General features: G+C 43.0%; 25 protein-coding genes. 6 read left to right on the top strand and 19 right to left on the bottom strand.

Annotated features, from left to right (window positions below; all coding sequences use genetic code 11):
* Nucleotides 1–46 precede the first annotated feature (46 nt).
* The 11 genes from L6E24_RS02195 to L6E24_RS02145 all read right to left on the bottom strand — a co-directional run bounded on the left by L6E24_RS02195 (nt 47) and on the right by L6E24_RS02145 (nt 7,427).
* Entirely contained in the window at nt 47–682 is a 636-nt protein-coding gene (locus L6E24_RS02195; protein ID WP_257743098.1) for a hypothetical protein, read from the bottom strand.
* Nucleotides 664–1,362, bottom strand: coding sequence for an ATP-binding cassette domain-containing protein (locus L6E24_RS02190; protein ID WP_257743097.1), 699 nt, complete (start codon nt 1,360–1,362; stop codon nt 664–666). The genes L6E24_RS02195 and L6E24_RS02190 overlap by 19 nt, the downstream gene beginning before the upstream one ends.
* Nucleotides 1,359–2,033 carry an energy-coupling factor ABC transporter ATP-binding protein gene (locus L6E24_RS02185; protein ID WP_257743096.1) on the bottom strand — a complete coding sequence of 225 codons (675 nt, stop codon included), beginning with the start codon at nt 2,031–2,033 and terminating at the stop codon, nt 1,359–1,361. The genes L6E24_RS02190 and L6E24_RS02185 overlap by 4 nt, the downstream gene beginning before the upstream one ends.
* Before the next feature lie 143 nt (nt 2,034–2,176).
* Nucleotides 2,177–2,716, bottom strand: coding sequence for a biotin transporter BioY (locus L6E24_RS02180; protein ID WP_308219136.1), 540 nt, complete (start codon nt 2,714–2,716; stop codon nt 2,177–2,179).
* Nucleotides 2,717–2,892: 176 nt separating this feature from the next.
* Nucleotides 2,893–3,873 (bottom strand): biotin--[acetyl-CoA-carboxylase] ligase, encoded by a 981-nt coding sequence (locus L6E24_RS02175; RefSeq protein WP_257743095.1) that lies wholly within the window; start codon nt 3,871–3,873, stop codon nt 2,893–2,895.
* A gap of 5 nt (nt 3,874–3,878) precedes the next feature.
* Complete coding sequence (locus L6E24_RS02170; protein WP_257743094.1) at nt 3,879–4,298, bottom strand: DUF2111 domain-containing protein; 420 nt, start codon at nt 4,296–4,298, stop codon at nt 3,879–3,881.
* 34 nt (nt 4,299–4,332) lie between these two features.
* Nucleotides 4,333–4,911 (bottom strand): hypothetical protein, encoded by a 579-nt coding sequence (locus tag L6E24_RS02165; RefSeq protein ID WP_257743093.1) that lies wholly within the window; start codon nt 4,909–4,911, stop codon nt 4,333–4,335.
* Entirely contained in the window at nt 4,908–6,341 is a 1,434-nt protein-coding gene (locus L6E24_RS02160; RefSeq protein ID WP_308219163.1) for an RtcB family protein, read from the bottom strand. Before L6E24_RS02160 ends, L6E24_RS02165 begins: the two co-directional genes overlap by 4 nt.
* A 10-nt stretch (nt 6,342–6,351) precedes the next feature.
* Nucleotides 6,352–6,771, bottom strand: coding sequence for an archease (locus L6E24_RS02155; RefSeq protein ID WP_257743092.1), 420 nt, complete (start codon nt 6,769–6,771; stop codon nt 6,352–6,354).
* 27 nt (nt 6,772–6,798) lie between these two features.
* A complete protein-coding gene (locus tag L6E24_RS02150; RefSeq protein ID WP_257743091.1) occupies nt 6,799–7,065 on the bottom strand; it encodes a hypothetical protein in 267 nt (88 codons plus the stop codon).
* A 44-nt stretch (nt 7,066–7,109) separates the two neighbouring features.
* Complete coding sequence (locus tag L6E24_RS02145) at nt 7,110–7,427, bottom strand: DUF2551 domain-containing protein (protein WP_257743090.1); 318 nt, start codon at nt 7,425–7,427, stop codon at nt 7,110–7,112.
* Between the two features lie 213 nt (nt 7,428–7,640).
* On the opposite strand from L6E24_RS02145, the gene L6E24_RS02140 reads away from it, so the two are divergent.
* The 5 genes from L6E24_RS02140 (at nt 7,641) to L6E24_RS02120 (ending at nt 11,499) form a co-directional block, all read left to right on the top strand.
* On the top strand, nt 7,641–8,495 hold the full coding sequence (locus L6E24_RS02140; RefSeq protein WP_257744063.1) for a protein translocase subunit SecF: 855 nt from the start codon (nt 7,641–7,643) through the stop codon (nt 8,493–8,495).
* Nucleotides 8,492–9,967: a preprotein translocase subunit SecD gene (locus L6E24_RS02135; RefSeq protein ID WP_257743089.1), complete on the top strand. Its 1,476-nt coding sequence runs from the start codon at nt 8,492–8,494 to the stop codon at nt 9,965–9,967. Before L6E24_RS02140 ends, L6E24_RS02135 begins: the two co-directional genes overlap by 4 nt.
* A 69-nt stretch (nt 9,968–10,036) precedes the next feature.
* On the top strand, nt 10,037–10,306 hold the full coding sequence (gene trxA, locus L6E24_RS02130) for a thioredoxin (RefSeq protein WP_257743088.1): 270 nt from the start codon (nt 10,037–10,039) through the stop codon (nt 10,304–10,306).
* A gap of 18 nt (nt 10,307–10,324) precedes the next feature.
* Nucleotides 10,325–10,963 (top strand): endonuclease III domain-containing protein, encoded by a 639-nt coding sequence (locus tag L6E24_RS02125; protein ID WP_257743087.1) that lies wholly within the window; start codon nt 10,325–10,327, stop codon nt 10,961–10,963.
* Nucleotides 10,936–11,499 (top strand): class II aldolase/adducin family protein, encoded by a 564-nt coding sequence (locus L6E24_RS02120; RefSeq protein WP_257743086.1) that lies wholly within the window; start codon nt 10,936–10,938, stop codon nt 11,497–11,499. The genes L6E24_RS02125 and L6E24_RS02120 overlap by 28 nt, the downstream gene beginning before the upstream one ends.
* Here L6E24_RS02120 and aglJ read toward each other — a convergent pair.
* Complete coding sequence (gene aglJ, locus L6E24_RS02115) at nt 11,466–12,389, bottom strand: S-layer glycoprotein N-glycosyltransferase AglJ (RefSeq protein WP_257743085.1); 924 nt, start codon at nt 12,387–12,389, stop codon at nt 11,466–11,468. The genes L6E24_RS02120 and aglJ overlap by 34 nt on opposite strands.
* A gap of 40 nt (nt 12,390–12,429) precedes the next feature.
* Here aglJ and L6E24_RS02110 point away from each other — a divergent pair, with 40 nt between their 5' ends.
* Complete coding sequence (locus tag L6E24_RS02110) at nt 12,430–13,008, top strand: endonuclease dU (RefSeq protein ID WP_257743084.1); 579 nt, start codon at nt 12,430–12,432, stop codon at nt 13,006–13,008.
* A gap of 122 nt (nt 13,009–13,130) precedes the next feature.
* Here L6E24_RS02110 and L6E24_RS02105 read toward each other — a convergent pair whose 3' ends face one another.
* The 7 genes from L6E24_RS02105 to L6E24_RS02075 form a co-directional block, all read right to left on the bottom strand.
* Nucleotides 13,131–13,595, bottom strand: a complete 465-nt coding sequence (locus tag L6E24_RS02105; RefSeq protein ID WP_257743083.1) for a hypothetical protein — start codon at nt 13,593–13,595, stop codon at nt 13,131–13,133.
* 84 nt (nt 13,596–13,679) lie between these two features.
* The gene (locus L6E24_RS02100; RefSeq protein ID WP_257743082.1) at nt 13,680–14,027 is read right to left on the bottom strand and encodes a helix-turn-helix domain-containing protein; all 348 of its coding nucleotides are present in this window, start codon (nt 14,025–14,027) and stop codon (nt 13,680–13,682) included.
* A 19-nt stretch (nt 14,028–14,046) separates the two neighbouring features.
* Nucleotides 14,047–14,283, bottom strand: a complete 237-nt coding sequence (locus tag L6E24_RS02095) for an LSM domain-containing protein (protein WP_257743081.1) — start codon at nt 14,281–14,283, stop codon at nt 14,047–14,049.
* Between the two features lie 74 nt (nt 14,284–14,357).
* Nucleotides 14,358–15,245, bottom strand: coding sequence for a class 1 fructose-bisphosphatase (locus tag L6E24_RS02090; RefSeq protein ID WP_257743080.1), 888 nt, complete (start codon nt 15,243–15,245; stop codon nt 14,358–14,360).
* A 148-nt stretch (nt 15,246–15,393) separates the two neighbouring features.
* Nucleotides 15,394–15,858 (bottom strand): hypothetical protein, encoded by a 465-nt coding sequence (locus tag L6E24_RS02085; protein ID WP_257743079.1) that lies wholly within the window; start codon nt 15,856–15,858, stop codon nt 15,394–15,396.
* 30 nt (nt 15,859–15,888) lie between these two features.
* Entirely contained in the window at nt 15,889–18,387 is a 2,499-nt protein-coding gene (locus tag L6E24_RS02080; RefSeq protein ID WP_257743078.1) for a CDC48 family AAA ATPase, read from the bottom strand.
* Between the two features lie 364 nt (nt 18,388–18,751).
* Nucleotides 18,752–19,429: a type I 3-dehydroquinate dehydratase gene (locus tag L6E24_RS02075; protein ID WP_257743077.1), complete on the bottom strand. Its 678-nt coding sequence runs from the start codon at nt 19,427–19,429 to the stop codon at nt 18,752–18,754.
* Nucleotides 19,430–19,591 lie beyond the last annotated feature (162 nt).

The raw sequence follows: 19,591 nt of genomic DNA, 5'->3' as shown, positions 1-19,591 counted from the left end.
TTGTATAATCGAATTTTAGCCTTTATTTACTTGTATCTGTTAAGTATTAAAATATCCCCAGTAGTATTGAAATACTAAAAAAGCCGGCTGAGAAGAGCATTGCTGCAATATCTTTTCCTGAAGTCTTAAATGAAGGACGTAAACTTCCTCCGTGGCTGTACCCTCTCATTGCCAGAATTCCTGCCTGTTCATATGACCTTCTGACCGCCTGAATGGTGATATTTCCTGCAACCGGAATGATATTTTTGATCTTCTGCTTCTCATATTTTATCTTAAGTGCCATGCGTGCCTTTGAGATGTCATAACTGATTCTTCTGATATTTTCGAGAGACAGCTCAGCTATCATTCCAAGTTCAAATCCATACCTGCTGCCAAAAAGCCAGACCATTATATTCAGAAATTCTCCCGGCACAAATTCAGACCAGGCATAAAATGCAATGAGCAGAATAACGGCCATCTTAACAAAATATTCCGGGCCGTTAAGCCCCTGCATGTACATAAGCAGGGATATGGCAGAGATCATGGCTATAATTCCGGCGAAGAACTTAAGTTCCGGAAGTGAACGCCTCCTCTCAGAGAAGAGAAGCCACCAGAGAAATGCGAGAGCTGATCCTGCATATCCGGTGAAAGCCGCTATAGAGAGCAGTATGACTGAAAAAAACCTCACTCTTGCATCCTGCATAATGCCTCCATAACGTCATCAATGGTAATATTGTCCGGAATTATCCCTCTGCTTATCGCCTCTGTTATATATTGCGGGGGATTTTTCCATTTCAGTATCGCTTCCGGAGTTTTGCCGTGGCAGATAAGCCGGCCTTTCTCCGTCTCCCAGATATAATCAGCCTTTGGCAGTACAGCCTGTTCATGTGTAAATATTATGGTTATCTGATCTTTCCGGTCAGGAAGACCACTGATGAATCTCTTCTTTTCCACACAGTCAAGCGAGCTGAATGGTTCATCAAGAAGGAGCAGGTCAGGATTTCTCTCTATAATGCAGGCAAGTTCAAGTTTTTTTAACTCACCCCTTGAGAGAAGCACTGGATCGTCATCCGCAATTTCTTCAAAACCATATTTATCTGTGATAAATTCCGGTTTAAGACCCCACGATATGATCTCCTTTCTCACCCTGTCTGCCGTTACATGATGCTCAGGATTCTGCATAGAGTAGATCTCTGAAGATATGCCTGACTTATCCATCCTGCCCCCGGAAATTTTCAGAAATCCCGCTACTGCCATAGCAAGGGATGTCTTTCCACTGCCGATCTTTCCGGTAATGAGATGAATTCCCCTCCCAAATTCCCCGTCTGCCTTCAGGATAAAGTCACCGTTTTTTATGGTGATATTATTCAGGGTGAGCTTCATTTCTTAAATCTCCACAATGGCGGATAAAAACAGGTTTTTTTCAGAAAATTTGCGAATATTTCTTCCGGAGTGCCCTGAAATTTTATTCTGCCGCTCTCTAAAAAGATCATATTGTCTGCTTTTGATACAGTCTCCATATTGTGGGTGCAGATTATGATATGTTCTGAACCTGTATTCAGTACACTTTCAAAGAATATCTCTGCTGACTCCCTGTCAAGATGTGAATCCGGTTCATCAATTACGAGGAGATCCGGACGGTCTGCACATGCCGAAGCGAGGGCGACCATCACCTTTTCTCCGCCGGAAAGGGTTCTTATCTCCCTTTTCAGGAGGTGGCTGATCTCAAAGAGCGATGAGATCTCTGTAACTCTCCTGTCAGTCTCATCGCAGCCCGCATGCTTAAATCTCAGTGATGAAGCTATCTCATCATATACCATCCCGAAGATGCTGTTATCATCCGGATATTCGGATACATAACCTGTATCCAGTTTACGGGGATTTTTTCCGTCAATATGAATACTTCCTGAGTCAGGGATTTTAAGGCCTGAGACAAGCTTTAACAGTGTGCTCTTTCCACTGCCGTTTCTGCCGGCAACTGCTGTTATCCCTTCCGGAATTATAGCTTCATCAATATTCAGAATGCCATGATTCAGGCCGTTTATCTCTATCATATCTCAGTAATTTCACTCACAATCCGGCTGAATCTCTCAGACTGATCTTTTTTTAGTTGTTATATCCGGGAATAATCCGGGAATAACCGGGTTTTCCTTTGGATAATACCATCCTGAATAATACCGCTCTGAATGATACCACACTATCTCTCATCAAGCCTTTCTGCAATAATAAAGGCAGCACCGGACTTTATCAGATCACCGAATACAAACGGCAGAAATCCTACAACTGCTGCCTGAAGAACTGTGATTCCGGATGAGACCGAGATCCACAGGGTTCCGCAGAAGAGAATGAGCATAGATGCAAAGACAAGCGATAATATTCTTAAATTCCGGTTTTTTCTCTCATATGCAAGCCCGACAATGACAACAGCCGGAATAAAGGCGGCCATATAACCTCCTGTCGGCCCCATCAGCACACCCGGCCCGGATGCGAACTGATGGAATACAGGAAGCCCGGCAATACCGAGGATGACATATAATATGACCGGAATTACGGCATATCTTTTCATTACAGCACCTGCAAGGAGTACAAAAAGTGTCTGGAGTGTAATGGGCACAGGAAACATTGGTATGACTATATTTGCCCCTACTGCCATTAAGGCAATAAAAGCCGCTGTTCCTGTAATCAGAAGGGTTCTTCTCTCATCGCCGTACATGTTAACATTTTCACCTGTTGTCAACCATATTTTTTGTTCCGGTTGACAAAAAAGATTTTCATACTATTCTCTCATATTCATTCAGATTTAAAAATTTAGCGTAAATCCCCTTGGTCTTTAGCCCAGAGGTAGTTCACCAGAGAATATTCTATATTTTATTCTGGTTTTTGCTGTAAATTAGGATTAGGATTGGGATTGATTCAGATAGGCGTGCAGTCCCCTGAAATTACCTTCTCTATCATCCCATTGTCTTTTTTGATGATAAGTGCCCCGTATTCATCAATATCAATGGCTTCGCCCTCAAATGTTCTTCGTGGGGTGGTTATCTTAACCCTCTTCTCAATTGTAAGTGAGAGACTCTTCCATTCCCTGACAATGGAATCATACTCTCCGTCTTCAATCAGCAGATATCTTCTCTCAAATTCCTTTAAGATTACTGCAAGCAGTTCTGCACGGTTAATATCATGGCCCATCTCCTCTGTGATAGATGTGATAGGTGTCCTAAGGCCGCTCTGGAACTGATCGGTCTTAATATTTGCATCAATACCTATGCCAAGAAGGCAGTAATGGATCTGATCAGCCTCTGCTGCAAGTTCAAGCAGTATGCCGGATAACTTCTTATCGCCGATATAGATGTCATTAGGCCATTTGATCAGTGCGCCTATACCATACAGCCGCCGTACTGCACGTGCCACAGCAATTGATCCGGCCATTGTTACAAAGAAGAGCCTGTCAATGGGAATGTCCGGTTTTAAAATTATTGTTACCCATATCCCGCCTTCGGGTGAGAACCAGGCCCTGCCAAGCCTGCCCGTACCTCCGGTCTGCTCTTCAGCAATTATAACAGTCCCGTTTAGATCATCGGGATCTTCCTTATTACAGAGATCCTTTGCAATCCATGTTGTGGATGGCGTACTCTGAAAATAACTGATATTTTTGCCTATAAAATCAGTCTTCAGATATTTTGAAACTTCATGCGGGAGAAGTTTTTCAGAAGAACTTATAATCCTGTAGCCTTCTGCTCTTGATGATTCTATCTCATAACCAAGAGATTTTAATTCGTTTATGCACTTCCATACTGCGGACCTGGTAATATCCAGTTTTTTGCTGATCTCCTCGCCCGATATAGAATTCTGGCCGTTTTCAAGGATTTCCAGTACTTTAAATGCAGTTTCATTCATTACAATTACCTTTTTGCTGAAGTCTGTTCGTCAGGAAGAGGGCATGGGCTCATGCCGCAGACCTGCTTTAAGATTACCGACTGATGCTCCATCAGGGTTGCAAGGTCAAAGATTCCTGTAATATCAACCACACCAATTGCCGCAACAGCTTCATTATCCCCGTTCCTTACCGGAGCAACGATTACAGGCACACCTTTGTACTGGCCGGTTACAGGGGTTGTCTTCAGCAGGCTGTTGGCTTTAATAGCCTCTTCAAGCACAGGGCCTGAATAGTCATCATCAACAACATTTCCTTCTTCTATTCTGACCCCTCTCTTATTCTGTGACCTTGCAGTTGCAGGCAGCCCTGTTATCCTGTGCACAGCCATTGCAACCGGCAGAATATCAGATGAATCAGAATCTTCACTAATTCTGTTTTTGTTCAAATTTAAATCCTCCACTAAGTAAAATAAGTCTTATTTAAAATAAAATTTCCGCATCGCCGGAGCAGAATTTTTTCAGAAATTCCCTGGATGGAAATTCATGTATGGATGTGACAAGATAATGGCCGTCACCATACTTTTCAGCTATCATGACTGCTTTACCGTCCCTCGTCTCTGCAAGGGGATTTCCTCCATAACCTGAGAAATATCCGTCCATTTCAAGGTCTGTAATATCAAAATCATCCATTACCGAGGAGAACTGATGGTCCTCCCTCACCAAAATTCCGGATGAGAAATACTCATAATTATACTCAAGTTCAAAGGGCAGCCAGTCATATACCTTAGGCTTATCGGTCATCGCCCCAAAGACCATAACATTGCCGCCTTTCTGCACAAACTTCCTTATTCTCTCCGAAGATGCCCTGAGAGCGGGCAAAAGTCCGGAATAAACCGGATTTGCAAACCCTGTCGGGATGATCACTGCAATAAAATTCCCCCTGAAAAACGGCGCTGCCATAAGCTGAGGGGTTACAGCTTCACAGTTTATCCCGCAGTCGCCAAGATATCTGTGAATATACCCTTCACATTCCCATGCTATTCCGGCTTTGGATTTCATCCTTTGATAACTCCCATAGGTGTAAGTTTTGCAACCTTCAGTGACAGCCCGGCATTGTGCACAGTTCTTACCACTTCACTGCTCGATTTGTAGGCCTGTGGAGATTCCTCGGCAATTACTTTGTTACTTGTGGCCCTGACATATATTCCCTTTCCGGCAAGTTCTTCTTTTATATCTGATCCGTCACTGCTCTTTTTTGCCTGTGATCGTGACATAATACGCCCTGAACCGTGGCAGGTGCTTCCGAATGTGCATTCCATCGCTTTCTCTGTTCCTTTAAGAACATATGACGGTGTGCCCATGCTGCCCGGAATAAGAACCGGCTGGCCTGTACTGTCAAGCTCCGGCGGAAGTCCGGGAGATCCCGGACCAAAAGCCCTTGTTGCACCCTTTCTGTGCACGCATAGTGTCTGCTTCTTCCCGTCTACAATATGCTCTTCAAATTTAGCGACATTATGCGTCACATCATAGATGAGTTTTATATCGTCATACTCAATGCCGGGTTTTTTGCAGATTACTTCCCGTACAAGGTGGGTGATTATCTGCCTGTTGGCCCAGGCGTAATTTGCAGAGGCTGCCATTGCAGAGAGATATGCCTTACCTTCAGGACTCTTCAGTGGTGCACAGGCGAGCTGATTGTCCGGGAGTTTAATATTATATTTTTTTGATGCAGCCTCAAGATCCTTTAAATGGTCAGTGCAGACCTGATGACCAAGACCTCTTGAACCACAGTGGATCATTATACAGATCTGATCTCTGACAAGGCCGAACTTCTCCGCTGCCCCGTCATCAAAGATCTCATCCACCGACTGTATCTCAAGAAAATGATTGCCTGAACCAAGCGTGCCGCACTGCGGCATGCCTCTCTGCCTCGCTTTCCTGCTCACATGTTCAGTATCAGCACCATCAATACACCCTCCGTCTTCACATCGTATAATGTCATCTTTAGTGCCATAACCGTTATTTACGGCCCATCCTGCACCCTCTGTCATGACATCTTCAAGCTCTTTTTCAGAGAGCCTAAGAGCACTCTTGTTTCCGACTCCTGTCGGGACTGTATCAAATAGCTGATTAATAATGCCTTTAATTCCGGAAAAGTCATCCTTTGTTATAGGGAGGGCTAAAAGCCTGACACCGCAGTTAATATCAAAACCAACACCGCCCGGCGAGATCACCCCTTCCTCCATATTAAATGCCGCAACTCCGCCTATGGGAAAACCATATCCCCAGTGGACATCCGGCATTGCAAGGGAATATCTGACAATTCCAGGCATTGTGGCGACATTTGCGAGCTGTCTGACTGCACCCTCTTCAAGGGTCTCTGAAAGGGTTTCTGAGAGGTAAAATTTACCGGGAACTCTCATCTCCGGGACAAAACCTTTCTCAATTTCCCATTCAAATTCGTTGATTCTTTTTATTCCGTCAAGCATTGATCTATCCTCAGACATCAAAGATTATGTCTGTGTAATAAGTCCCGTCTCTATTAATAATATTCATCTCTGATCTTGATATCCCTTTTATCTCCGTTCCTCCGGCATGAAGGTCGCTGTTAAAACTCTCCCCTTTAACCTGTGCAGAGAGTACATACCTGCCATCAGAGTTTTCAACAGAGATTACAGCATCTGAAAAGACAATTCCGTCAACTTCTGATATAAACAGAATTTCAGATAAAAAATCTGCAAGCAGTGATTCAGGAGATACTGCATCAAGTGATATCCTCCTTGATATGCCGGCATATTTCCGGGAATCAAACATCAGGGTAAACATAGCTTCGGCAGCAGAGGTGAATAATTCATCATATGTCCTGCCGGAGCATCTGAACATATAATCCGCAGTGTGATCTATCTCTTCAAAAGGCATTGTATGTCATCTAATCTCCGAAAAATCTTAGAAGTAATCAGAATACTTTGGGATCATATTCATATCTATTCTGTCAATATACCTTGCCTGATATATTGATATATACAGGGTATAGTCGCCCACCGGAATTTCAAGGTCGGATGATTTGGCAGGCTTTACCATTGTGGATAATATTATCGGCCCTCCGCATGATGTACATACCCTGAAATCGCATCTGCGGTCTTTTATATACCTCTCTACTTCATCAGAGACTGAAATATAATTTTTAGATAAATCTGCTGTTTCAAAAATCATTTCCATATTATTTGAAACTTGGTTAAAAATAGTTTTGTAATAGTTCAGGTGCTTATGTCAACGACACGCGCCACCAGATCGGCATACTGATCCTTTAGAACATACCGCGTCTGATCATTATCCCTTGATTTAATAATGTGGAGAATGCCCATCTTTGAGGCAATAATTCCAATCATTGATGCAACAGACTGATAAGATATTGCAAATCTTTCTTTAAGCTTATTATGTGTATCTTCAACAGTCACTGATTTAACCCTGACGAAGATATTCAGCAGCTCACGACGTATGCCGTCTTTATCTCTTGAAAGATAATTTTTGAGACGTTTCTCAATCTCTTTTTTTAGATCGGCCGCTGACCTCATAATTTCTTTATTTGGTTGAATTGTATTTATACCTTTCTTAAATTTGTAACGATCTTTAATTTTTTCAGTCTGCCGGTTTCGGGTAAATACGGCCTTTGAATTTATTATTATGCCAATAATTTATTGTTTTTCTCAAATATCTAAGAATCTGAGATTATTTAAGTGAATCTTATAAATACCAATGTTTATTCACTTAAAAAACAAAAATTATTCATGGGTAAGTTTACCTACGATATTAACAGGTATGAACCAAAGCAGATGGTTGCACTCCCTGCAGGTCTGTTTATTATATCTGTTCTTTTTCTGGCATTCAATTTATTTACTACCGGAATGCCGATAGAGCCAGGTATTGACTTTGCAGGAGGTATCTCTGTGACTGTCTTCTCTGATGATTCAAAAGAGGATATTGAGAGTTATTTCTCAGGTTATCCGATACAGAGCATTGGAGAAAGCATAAACAATGGTTATTATATCGTCTTTCAGAATATGGGAGATGATGAATTCAGGGATTTGACAGATCATGTGATCTCCGGATATCCTGAAGCAAAGATTGATCAGATCGGAGAAACGTTTGGGAAAACATTGCAGGGGCAGGCTCTGTGGGCAATTCTCATATCCTTTATACTGATGGCAATAGTCGTATTTGCGGCATTCAGAAATTTTGTCCCTTCAGTGGCTGTTGTAATTTCCGCGCTCTCTGATATTGTAATTACCGCTGCGATTATGGATGTTGCCGGAATCACCCTCTCTCTTGGGACAACCGCAGCACTTCTGATGCTCATCGGTTATTCGGTTGACAGTGACATTCTGCTTACAACGCGCCTTTTGAAACGTAAGGGTAAACTTGAGGAGAAGATGACCGGAGCATTCAGGACCGGAATTATCATGACCAGTACAACCTTTACTGCCGTTTTTGCGATGTTTATCGTCTCGGCTATAGGCAATGTTGTAATAATCAGGGATATATCCGCAGTGCTCCTAATCGGACTTGTTGTTGATGTTATGAATACCTGGATGCTCAATGCAGGGCTTCTTAAATGGTACATGACCAGAGGTGGAAGGAAATGAATGATGAAGACAGTACTTTAAAGAAAATATTTTCAGACTGGCGTGTAATTGCCATGGTCCTGCTTGTCATCTTTTCAATTGCAAGCATATACATCCTGCCGCCGAATTTTGACAATGGACTGGAAGGTAATCTTCAGCTCGGACTTGATCTCGAAGGTGGATCGTGGATACAGCTCTCATTTGATTCTGAGGTTGTAAGATTCTCATCTGATATGTCTGCAAATGAATTTGCAGCCGGGTTATCAAAGAAGATCGATGCTGAGGTGATCCCCTTCAGTGAGGATCAGATTGAGATCAGAAAAGATATCTCTGAAGATGAACTTCGTAAAATCTTTGACGAACTGGGAGCAGAGATAGTATCCTATGATCAGGGTGTCTCACCTGATACAGCAGATGATGTCAAGAGAATTCTTGAGGATAAAGTAAACAGTCTCGGAACAAAGGACGCAAAGATTAACACCATCGCCGGAATGAATGGCATAGTCCATTATATGAGAATTGAACTGGCAGGCACTGACATTAAGACTGCACAGGACATTGTCAGTTCCCAGGGTAAATTTGAGATAAGGATACAGACAGATGGTGAAGAGACAGATCATGTTCTCTTTGGAGACAGTGTAACAAGTGTTTCAAGGCCGCAGCAGTCACCTCCGGGAAGTGGAAGCTGGGGTGTTGCATTCACACTTGATGACAGTGGTGCGGCTGCATTCCGTGCATCTGCAATAAAATACGGTGCTGTGAGCAGTCCTGAAGATCATGAACTGCTGATGTATCTTGACGGTGATGAGGTTTATCATGCCCCTCTCTCAACAGATCTGGCTTCAAAGCTTCTGAAGGGAACTGTCCGTGATCTCAGTGCCTCCACCGGAAGCGGCGAGGAAAGCCTTGAAGAAGCTCAGAAACTTGAGATTCACCTGCGTGCCGGAGCACTTCCGGTTGATGTCAGCATAGCCGGTTCAGGATCAGTTCCGGCAGCGCTTGGTGATTACTTCAAGATGGTCTGTATAATTGCAGGAATTCTTGCGCTTATAGCAGTTGGAATCACTGTATATTACCGCTATCATGAACCTTCAATTGTCTTTCCTATGGTTATGACAAATGTTGTAGAGGTAATCATTCTGCTTGGGGTTGCACGATATATTCAGCAGCTTGATCTTGCAGCTATAGCCGGAATCATAGCAGTTTTGGGTACAGGTATTGATCAGCTCATTGTTATCACCGATGAGGTGCTGCATGAGGGCCGTGTGCCGTCTCCTAATGTTTATCTGAAGCGCTTAAACAGGGCACTTGGAATTATACTGGTGGCAGCGGCTACAGTAGTCTTTGCAATGCTCCCACTTATTGTAATGGATTTATCCTCACTCAAGGGTTTTGCAATAGTTACAATACTTGGTGTGGTAATCGGTGTATTAATCACAAGACCGGCATACGGAAAGATAATTATGGCAATTTTGTCAAAAAAACCGTCATAATTTAAATTTAGCAAATAAAAAAATTTATATCCTTTTTTAACTATCTTCTTAAAAAGAGGTAATCAAATAATGTCAAAACCAATTTTAATGGATTTTTTTGCAGAATGGTGTGGGCCGTGTAAGATGCAGACACCCATTTTAAATGAATTAAAAAATCTCATGGGTGATTCTGTAGAGATTAAGAAGATCGATGTTGACCAGAATATGGAGCTTGCAGTGAAGTACGGCATACAGGTAGTGCCAACTCTTGTAATAGAGAAGGATGGCAAGGTTGAACACCGCCTTGAAGGCGTAACTCCTCTTGAAACCCTTAAGGCTTTTCTTGAGAAACTGATCTGAATAACCAATCTTTTTTTTATGCCGGATGAATATTTTAATTCGCAGATTCTGGGAATAATCTCTCTTTTTGGTGAAGAGTTCGGCGATACTGAATGGTGGCCTGCTCTCCCCTGGGAGGTCATGGCCGGGTCAGTCCTTACGCCGCAGACAAAATGGCGAAATGTACTAAAGGCCCTTGATAATCTGAAGTCATGCGGCATATGCACATTTGAGGATATATCCAAAGCTCCGGATGAGACCATTCAGGAGTGCATACGGTGCACGGGATTTTACCGGATGAAAACTGAGCGCCTTAAGGCATTTGCTGAATTTTACTGTGAAAAGTCAGATATTTCCGGATACTGGGAGAGGGAGGATACTGCAACGATAAGAAGGGATCTCCTCTCGATAAAAGGGGTGGGCGAAGAGACGGCAGACAGCATTCTCTGTTATGCCCTTTACAGAAACAGTTTTGTGATCGATGCCTATACAGAGAGGATCTGTTCCTGTGCCGGAATTCCGCTTAAAAAGGGGAAACTCAAAGAGGCAGTTGAAATGGTTATTCCTCAGGACAATTCATGTTACAGGAAATTTCATGGTTGGTTTGTTGAGTACGGGAAAAAATACTGTAATAAGGAGATGTGTGATATATGCAGAATAAAGAATTTAAAGAGATAGGGGTGAGGCTTTTTTCCGAAGGTCTTGTCGGTGGAAATTTTGGGAATATGAGTGTACGCGGCGTTTCAGATGACGGCAGAAATGGTTTTTTCATAACCTCGTCCGGCTCGTATCTTGATGAGGAGGATGACCTTAAATTTGTGGACCTGAAAGGAATTCCGGAAAACGGGGCATCGAGTGAATGGCGTGTCCATCACCGAATCTACAGCAGATCGCCGGAAGTATCTGCGATAGTGCATGCCCATCCTGCCATGTCGGTTGCAGCCTCTTTTTACTATGATGAAATAATCCCGAACGACAGTGAGGGAAAGATGCTCTGCCCGAAAATTCCGGTCAGAACCGGAGAACCTGGCACAGAAGAACTTGCAGACAATATTGCATCTGTAATAGGCATATCTCCGGTAGCGATAGCCAGGGGGCACGGGACATTTGCCTGTGCCGGTAATCTAAAAGAAGCCTATCTCCTGACATCAATTGCTGAGCATGCGTGCAGGGTCATATATTATATGGGTGGATTTGGGGGCCGAAGCCTCTGAATCTCATCTCTCATCTCCCTGTTAAATGATACCAGCATATCAGCTATAACCCCGAACATGAAGATCTGAAATCCCATAACAATCAGAAGGACGGTCAGAATTGCAAGTTCGGTGTGGGTAATGCTTGAAAACCAGTCGATTACAACATAAATCCCGATTAATACTCCAAATACTGCAATGATAAACCCTATAAATCCAAAATAAAAGATTGGATTGCTCACTCTTGCAAGCTTAAATATTGTGGATATTATCTTTGCTCCGTCTTTGAACGGATGAAGCTTTGTCTCGGTACCTGGCCGCTTTAAGTATGAGATCTCCACGACTGAAATTTTCTGGCCATTTCTTACGGCCTCAACCGCCATCTCTGTCTCAATCTCAAAACCGGCTTCTTTCAGCTTCATTCTTTTTATTGATTCTATATCAAATGCCCTGTAGCCTGACAGAATGTCAGAGAGATATGTACCGTGTGCCACTTTGAAGAGATAGTTTATAACCTGATTTCCGTAGAGATTTAAGGTACTGAGTGCTCCTTTTTCAAAATTATTGAGTCTGTTTCCGATGACATGCTGAGAGCCGTCAAATAACGGCTTTAACATATTTTCCGCTTCTTCCGGAAGATAAGTCCCGTCCCCGTCCAGCATCAGTATATATGGGAGGTCAAAATATTCTATTGCTTCAATTATTGCATTGCCTTTCCCTTTTGAATCCTGTATTATTACTGTTGCTCCTGCATATTCAGCTATTTCCGCAGTATTGTCACTGCTTTTGCCGTCAATTACAAGAATATGTTTAAACCCGTTTTCTTTGAAGGTTCCAATCAGCCCGCCTATTGTCGGCCCTTCATTAAGGGTGGGGATGAAGATGCAGACCTCATCCTTGTTTATTTCCATTAGGTAAATTATTTAATAATCTCATTTTATAAGACCTTTCATGAATACTGCGAAATCCGGCATAAGAATTCTTGGTGTTGCTGAAAGCACAGTGAGGGGCGCGGGCAGATCTATTGCCTGCGGCATTGTTATGAGAAGGGATCTCATTGTGGACGGGATCTGCTACGGCAGTATAACGGTGGGCGGCTATGATGCAACAGATTCTGCAGCCGGTCTCTTCTTCTCTCTGAAACGAGGTGATATTAACTGCATAATGCTGTCCGGAACTGTGGTCTCGTGGTTCAATATCATAAATCCGGACGACCTTGCTGAAAAGACCGGACTGCCGGTAATTGCAGTGACATATGAGGATTCTGAAGGACTTGCCGGGGATATTGAGCGGCATTTTCCGGGTGACAGTAAGAGAATGGCTGAATATGAACGACTTGGCAGAAGAACACCAATTGATCTGAAGACCGGCTACAGGGTTTTTATCCGGACATCAGGTGTGGATATAAGAGATGCCGCCATGATATGCAACATTATGACCCTTCAGGGAAGAATACCTGAACCTCTCCGCCTTGCCCGGATATGTGCCAAAAGCTGCTTTGATTATATCAGTTCAGGCCGGCCGGAATAAACTGTCATTACAGATTTTCATGAAACATTATCATCAGAGATCCTGATATTTCATCCATAATCTGCTTGAAGGCGGAAATGCCGACAGATGAGTGATATTATTACAGGAGCAATGTGGCAGTTTCAGTTCAGAGTATATGTATCTCTTGATATAACGTCAGTGCTTTCTCCGGAATAAAATTCGATTTCGACTACATCTCCGGTACGGATGCTTTTATCTGAGAGATCCAGTGCAATTTTCTCCCGTGTGCACCAGTAATTATCACAGCATCCCGAACCTCCCATTGTCTGCACTCCGAAATGGTGTGTCGGTATGAAATCATGCCCGTTAAAGGTCTCTACCTGACAGACCTTATCTCCACGGCTTAAGTGTATCTCAGCAGACAGTAGCCTGTTCTCATACATATTTATCCCGGTATTTCTCAGAATAATCCTGCTGTCGTAATCAGGTTCTTCTGAATATATTACCATAATTTCAAATATTACAGGTGGTTCATCCTCCGGCTGATAAAAATCAAGCTCAGGAATCATTAACAGTACAAGAGCTGCAAGGATAATTGTAATTAAAACCAGCAGTATATTGGCCATTACTTTGGAATTCGCATCCCCAAATTCAGATATACCCCTCAATAAAAATCTATTAGGATGAACTATTAAAAAAAGTTATTTATATTATTCAGAAGTTTCCTGATAACCCTCAATAGCAAGCTGGTACATCCAGTCCATGAGGTAAGGGCATTCCTCAAAACTGCATTCCTCTTCACAGCCTATACATGGGAGAAGTTCTCCGCCGGCCATTATAAGGTCAGGATTTAAAATTTTCTTCTTCTGCCTCAGACGGAATGTTTTAATTCCGTCTGATTTATGTTCAAGTCTTTCGATCTTTTCGCCGTCCAGCAGTTTTTTAACTACTCTTGAGCATTTTCTGCTGTCTATCTTAAGCAGTTTCCATAACTCACTCTGGAGCACGCCCTCAGGGCTATCCACAATAAGCTTTAATGCCTGATCTTCAATTTCCAATTGGCAACCCTTCCATCACTTAGATTTCAGGAGCAATTGTTAAAATGTTGCTGCCCCTGATAACAACTGTACCAAGATTTCTGCCCCTTACATCATTAGTGTATTCAGTTGCCTGATCCATCTGGATGTTGAGATGCTCATCAACGGCGGCTAATACTCCCTTTAGTTTCCGTCCGTCATCTTTAATCTCAACAGTAATTCTGGATTCTGTCAGGGCATAGACTTTTTTTATGGGCAATACAATGCTGTTTACCATCTTCCTTTATATACGGCTGTATAATAATTAATAATTTCCATGATCCGGTTTTCTGTTCATCTTAAACCTCCGGATTACATGGATTCAAGCTTGCTGATCAATCCGGCACTGCCAACATATATGGGTGTTTTATGATCTGCTTTTTTTGGTTTTACTGTCAGTAAATTTGTACTTCCGTCAGATATTGCTCCGCCTGCCTGTTTTGCAATAAAACCAATTGGATTTGCCTCAAATACAAGCCTGAGTTTTCCTTCAGGCTTTTTATCAGTGCCCGGATAGCAGTAAACACCGCCGTATCTGAGTATCTGGTGGAAGTCTGCAACAAATGAACCTGAATATCTGAGTTTCCCACCGTCCTCTTCGATCTCCTCAATAAATCTCTTATGCTTCAGTGTCCATTCCTTACGAAGTGCACCGCTGCCGTAAATTTTGCCTTCCGGCATTTTAACAGGGCCGTCAAGCATTTTATATCTATTTTCCCCATCCATTGCAAAGACATAGACTCCTTTTCCAACCGTAAGGACAAGCACGTTCATAGGGCCGTACAGCATATACATGGCAGCCGTTAACTCCTCACCCCGGTTCAGTGCTCTTCCGTTGTCATATATGCCAATAATTGTCCCTACACACAAATTGACCTGTATCAGTGACGAACCGTCAAGCGGGTCCATAACAACGGCATAATCAGCTTTTGCATTGTCAAATTTCAGTACCTCAGGCTGTTCTTCTGAGGCAAGCTCTCTTACAAGGGAGGATTTTCTTAAGACATTTATCAGGTGCTCATCAGACCAGACATCAAGTTCTGCCTGAATTTCCCCTGATTTATTCTCTGTGCCTGCGTAAGACTGGTTTTCAATAAATGCATTTCTGATCGGAAGCGCCTGCTTTGAGATCAGAACTATTAATTCTTTTAAGTCCTCTGCAACCTCTGCCGAGTCAAGATAATTTTCAAGTGTTATCATATTCTTTTCCTCCGGACAATTTCAAATTCAAATCTTTATTGAACCGGAGTCTATTAAATTTATCCGTAAAGGTTCATACCGGAGCAGTCTGACAGATGTCCGGGCAGGTGCATGTAAGTGTGCAAAAAAAGGTATGTCTTCTGAATTATCACTCAAGTATGGCTGATAATTCTAAAACTCCGTTTCTCGAACGGAATTTTAATGTCTCCTTCTTAAGTGGCGGGATTTTGACAATTTCCTGATACTTTGTCTCTTCCGGCAGGGAGGTGATTATCATATTTTCACCGTCCAGTGATACGGCGGTGTTTGAATTGTCTGCTCCGGGAATTTCAGCATATACAATAATTTCATCGCCGTTTTTATGGACTTCCGTGTGAAAACCTCTTTTCTGTTCTGAAAGCATCTTTGCCGGTGAATCGTGATTTCTGTTGTTTTTGGAGTCTTCACCGGATTCTTCTCCCGGATTTTCTATCTCCTCAGGCAGATTTCCGCCGGTGATAGTTATGGAAAAGCCTACCTTTGACGGCATTTTTCCGCTTTTAATCGCTGATTCAATGGTGTCTCTGATGAATTTGTATATTTCGTCTCTGTTCTCGTCATCTTCTCCGGGCATGTTAAAACACCTCCATTACCAGATTCCGGTTTACCGGTTTTCAAGCAGCTCTTCAAGTTTTTCTGCGAGTTTTTTTATCTCACTGAAATCTTTCTTTGGCGCATAGACCATCTTTGAGAGTTCTCCGGAGACTGCTGTGATCTCATCTGATTTATCTCCGTATTCTGATCTCTTCAGTAATGATGCTGCGTTTTCAAGTTCTTTTCTCTCATCATAGCCGTATATTACAGGCCAGGCTTTTCTCTCATACTCTTCAACTGAATCCTTGTCCAGTGTCCCTTTCACTCTCTTAAGAGCATTTTCAAAGTGCTTCTTTGTAAGTCTCACATTGGCAAGTGCATCGGTCTTCTCTTCATCTGTTCTTTCTGCCATCGTGGTGATAAACTCACGCATTGCACCAAGTTTTGCCTCTCTGACGACCATCTCAATGTCTGCGCCGACAAATCCCTCTGTCTTATCCACAAGGTCATCCACGCCGATGTCAGTTGCCAGGAGTTCATCAGCATCGTTGAGATATACTTCAAATATCTTCTTTCTTCCTTCAGTGTCCGGCGGGGGCACATATATGACCCTGTCAAGCCTTCCGGGCCTCATCAGTGCCTCATCAAGCATATCGGGACGGTTTGTCGCTCCAAGGATGATAACGTCCTTTAATTCCTCAAGGCCGTCAAGTTCGGTCAGTATCTGGCTTACGACGCTCTCTGTAACGTGGGATGAACCCTGGTACGAACCTCTCTTCGGAAGCAGGGCATCAATTTCATCAAAGAATATGATGGATGGTGATGCCTGCCTTGCCTTTCTGAATATGTCCCTGACACCCTTCTCAGATTCGCCGACCCATTTTGAGAGCAGTTCAGGACCTTTGACAGATATGAAGTTTGATTCACTCTTGTTTGCAATTGCCTTTGCAAGCATTGTCTTTCCTGTTCCGGGCGGGCCAAAGAGCAGTATGCCGCTTGGTGGTCTGGTTGTGAACTTCTCAAAGATTTCAGGGTACTTCAGCGGCCATTCCACCGCCTCTGTAAGTTCTGCCTTGACCTCTTCAAGTCCGCCTATGTCCTCCCACGATACATTGGGTATCTCAACTAAAACCTCACGCATTGCCGAGGGTTCGACATGTTTTAAGGCTTCATCAAAGTCAGCCCTTGTGACCTTCAGTTTCTCAACAATTTCAATCGGTATGTCTTCTCCGGTTTTAAGGGATTTCAGTTCTTCCCTCAGGGCGTGCATTGCCGCTTCCTTTACCAGTAGTGATACGTCTGCGCCCACAAAACCGTGAGTGACACCTGAGAACGGTTCAAGGAATTTCTTTCTTTTAATCTCATTCTCAAACTTTTTTCCTTCTTCCTCTCCGTATTCTGCAAAGGTCTTTGAGAGTTCCTCACTCTCTTCCTTTGAGACTTCAATGTCGGAAAGGTCAAGCGGTACGCCTCTTGTGTGCACCTGAAAGATCTCAAGCCTGCCCTTTCTGTCCGGAATTCCAATCTCAATTTCACGGTCAAATCTGCCGCCGCGCCTCAGTGCAGGATCTATACTGTCGGGAAGGTTTGTTGCAGCGATGACAATTACCTCACCTCTGCCCTTAAGGCCGTCCATTAAGGCAAGGAGCTGTGCAACAACTCTACGCTCAACTTCGCCCTTTGTCTCTTCCCTCTTTGGAGCAATAGAGTCGATCTCATCAATAAAGATGATTGTGGGGGCATTTTCCTGTGCTGATTCAAAGACTTCCCTTAATTTGCCTTCACTCTCCCCGTAGTATTTGCTCATAATCTCCGGGCCTGAGAGTGTTATGAAGTTTGCATCAACTTCGTTTGCCACCGCTTTTGCAATCAGGGTCTTTCCTGTACCCGGCGGGCCGTAGAGCAGAACTCCCTTTGGCGGTTCTATGCCAAGCCTTTCAAAGATTTCAGGATGCCTGAGCGGAAGTTCAATCATCTCACGCACCTGATCCAGTTCTCTGCCAAGTCCGCCTATATCCTCGTAATGGACATCGGGAACATCCTTTTTGCTCTCACCTTCCTTTGGTTCGTAAGGGGTCTCCTTTATCTCTACTACCGTATCCGGCCCTACAATTGCAACCCCGCCTGGTTTGATCTTTGATATGACAAATGTCAGGGCATTGCCCATGATGTTTACACGGAATACCTGTCCCTGGTACACAGGTCTGCCGGCAAGAAGCCTTGTCATATACTGCTCGCCGCCCCTGAGCGCCACAGGATGGGTTGGCTGAATTACAATCTTCTCAGCGTACTTTGCATCTACCTTTTTTATGGTTACCTTCTCGTCAATTCCGGTCTGGATGTTACTTCTGAGATTTCCGTCTATCCGGATTACGCCCCGCCCTGTATCCTGGTTAAATCCGGGCCAGACCATTGCGGCTGCTTTATTCTTTCCGGAAATCTCAATTACATCGCCGCTTCTGAGGTCAAGTGCCTGCATTATATCTATGCTGACTCTTGCAATTCCGCGTCCTGCGTCCTCATGTGCAGCTTCTTTTACTGTAAGTTCTGGTGAATGTGAATATGTCATAATAATTACCTCTGCAATTTATCTTCACCATTGGTTAGTGCCAATGATATTTATACTTTGTCCCAGATCATATTTCCCCAAAAAGTATCTTTGGCGGGGAATTATCTGATTTAAGCTAAAATGTAACTGTAACTATGGAATCTGTTGATTCTGCACCGGAATTTTATTGAATTTAAATTTTTAAATCGTCAGAGTCCTGTATATATCAGATTACTGTACATTATTGTCTGTAACTGCCGGTTTTTTTCGCCGCAAATTTCCCCGGTTTTTTTGGATTAACTGTTAATCGGAATGTGATTATATATAATTTGTTGCCCGGAAAAAAGTATAATCTGATTTTTTTGATTTCAGTCTGAAATTAATATTATGTCTGCCGGCCACAGATTAGGGCAAATATCTCATTCATTACATCAAGTTCATACTGCCCTTCTGCCGCAGCCTCACCACAGTGACAGTACACACATTCTGATCCAAACAGCGGCATAATCACCCTTGCCCAGTAGTATTCACTCCCCATAATGCTGGTAATAATCGGTTTTCTGGATTTTTTACAGCTTAGTGTAAACTCTGCCAGCTTCAGGATGTCATCTGTGCTGCCCGGTGTGACTACGATCTTTGGCAGGTCGCCGTAATTTCTGAGTTCATCATCTGTCTCCTTTAGTTCATCATCACCAGGCATGTAACTGAGATGCACTGAGGATATAATCCCTGATTTTTTACGTAACTCTCCGGCATATTCCGAGTAATCCCTTTCAATGTCAGTATAGTCTGCAATATCTGCCCATGGCATGACAAGATCCAGCCAGTCTCTCTTACTGCCTGAGAATTTTCCGCCTTCCTTTATACTTCTGACAGTTGCGATGACCGGAGCATTGTGCTTATTATTGTCATCTGAAAAATAAGCTATGAAATCCTCTCTTTCTCTTTTATCGCATAAATCCAGTCTTATTTCAATATAATCTGCATGTTGTGCAGTCTTTAGGTTCTCCTCTGAATAGGAGGTCAGTGATATTGCGGTTTTTGGTGTCATCATTATAATCATTATATTTTCTGTCCGGATAACTGATCTGATTCATATTATCCTGATTATCTGATTCAATTGCTGTATTGCCGGCAAACTGCTGTTATTTCCGTATGACTCCGGTCATAATCTGTATGGGATCATACTGAAACTTTCATGCTTCATCAGATAAAAAATTATTCA

The organism is Methanoplanus endosymbiosus, from assembly GCF_024662215.1.
GTDB lineage: Archaea > Halobacteriota > Methanomicrobia > Methanomicrobiales > Methanomicrobiaceae > Methanoplanus > Methanoplanus endosymbiosus.
The sequence above is the reverse complement of the archived record's forward strand: the minus strand, read 5'-3'. Positions and strand labels throughout refer to the sequence as shown.

Bases quoted from the DNA above. Each gene is read 5' to 3' on its own strand.
- L6E24_RS02160 (WP_308219163.1), bottom strand. From the start codon at position 6,341: ATGCTTGACGGAATAAAAAGAATCAACGAATTTGAATGGGAAATTGAG.
- L6E24_RS02125 (WP_257743087.1), top strand. From the start codon at position 10,325: ATGCCGGATGAATATTTTAATTCGCAGATTCTGGGAATAATCTCTCTT.
- L6E24_RS02165 (WP_257743093.1), bottom strand. From the start codon at position 4,911: ATGAAATCCAAAGCCGGAATAGCATGGGAATGTGAAGGGTATATTCAC.
- L6E24_RS02195 (WP_257743098.1), bottom strand. From the start codon at position 682: ATGCAGGATGCAAGAGTGAGGTTTTTTTCAGTCATACTGCTCTCTATA.
- aglJ (WP_257743085.1), bottom strand. From the start codon at position 12,389: ATGGAAATAAACAAGGATGAGGTCTGCATCTTCATCCCCACCCTTAAT.
- L6E24_RS02150 (WP_257743091.1), bottom strand. From the start codon at position 7,065: ATGATTTTTGAAACAGCAGATTTATCTAAAAATTATATTTCAGTCTCT.
- L6E24_RS02190 (WP_257743097.1), bottom strand. From the start codon at position 1,362: ATGAAGCTCACCCTGAATAATATCACCATAAAAAACGGTGACTTTATC.
- L6E24_RS02140 (WP_257744063.1), top strand. From the start codon at position 7,641: ATGGGTAAGTTTACCTACGATATTAACAGGTATGAACCAAAGCAGATG.
- L6E24_RS02185 (WP_257743096.1), bottom strand. From the start codon at position 2,033: ATGATAGAGATAAACGGCCTGAATCATGGCATTCTGAATATTGATGAA.
- trxA (WP_257743088.1), top strand. From the start codon at position 10,037: ATGTCAAAACCAATTTTAATGGATTTTTTTGCAGAATGGTGTGGGCCG.
- L6E24_RS02155 (WP_257743092.1), bottom strand. From the start codon at position 6,771: ATGCCTTTTGAAGAGATAGATCACACTGCGGATTATATGTTCAGATGC.
- L6E24_RS02175 (WP_257743095.1), bottom strand. From the start codon at position 3,873: ATGAATGAAACTGCATTTAAAGTACTGGAAATCCTTGAAAACGGCCAG.
- L6E24_RS02105 (WP_257743083.1), bottom strand. From the start codon at position 13,595: ATGGCCAATATACTGCTGGTTTTAATTACAATTATCCTTGCAGCTCTT.
- L6E24_RS02110 (WP_257743084.1), top strand. From the start codon at position 12,430: ATGAATACTGCGAAATCCGGCATAAGAATTCTTGGTGTTGCTGAAAGC.
- L6E24_RS02120 (WP_257743086.1), top strand. From the start codon at position 10,936: ATGCAGAATAAAGAATTTAAAGAGATAGGGGTGAGGCTTTTTTCCGAA.
- L6E24_RS02145 (WP_257743090.1), bottom strand. From the start codon at position 7,427: ATGAGGTCAGCGGCCGATCTAAAAAAAGAGATTGAGAAACGTCTCAAA.
- L6E24_RS02080 (WP_257743078.1), bottom strand. From the start codon at position 18,387: ATGACATATTCACATTCACCAGAACTTACAGTAAAAGAAGCTGCACAT.
- L6E24_RS02075 (WP_257743077.1), bottom strand. From the start codon at position 19,429: ATGATTATAATGATGACACCAAAAACCGCAATATCACTGACCTCCTAT.
- L6E24_RS02135 (WP_257743089.1), top strand. From the start codon at position 8,492: ATGAATGATGAAGACAGTACTTTAAAGAAAATATTTTCAGACTGGCGT.
- L6E24_RS02095 (WP_257743081.1), bottom strand. From the start codon at position 14,283: ATGGTAAACAGCATTGTATTGCCCATAAAAAAAGTCTATGCCCTGACA.
- L6E24_RS02090 (WP_257743080.1), bottom strand. From the start codon at position 15,245: ATGATAACACTTGAAAATTATCTTGACTCGGCAGAGGTTGCAGAGGAC.
- L6E24_RS02085 (WP_257743079.1), bottom strand. From the start codon at position 15,858: ATGCCCGGAGAAGATGACGAGAACAGAGACGAAATATACAAATTCATC.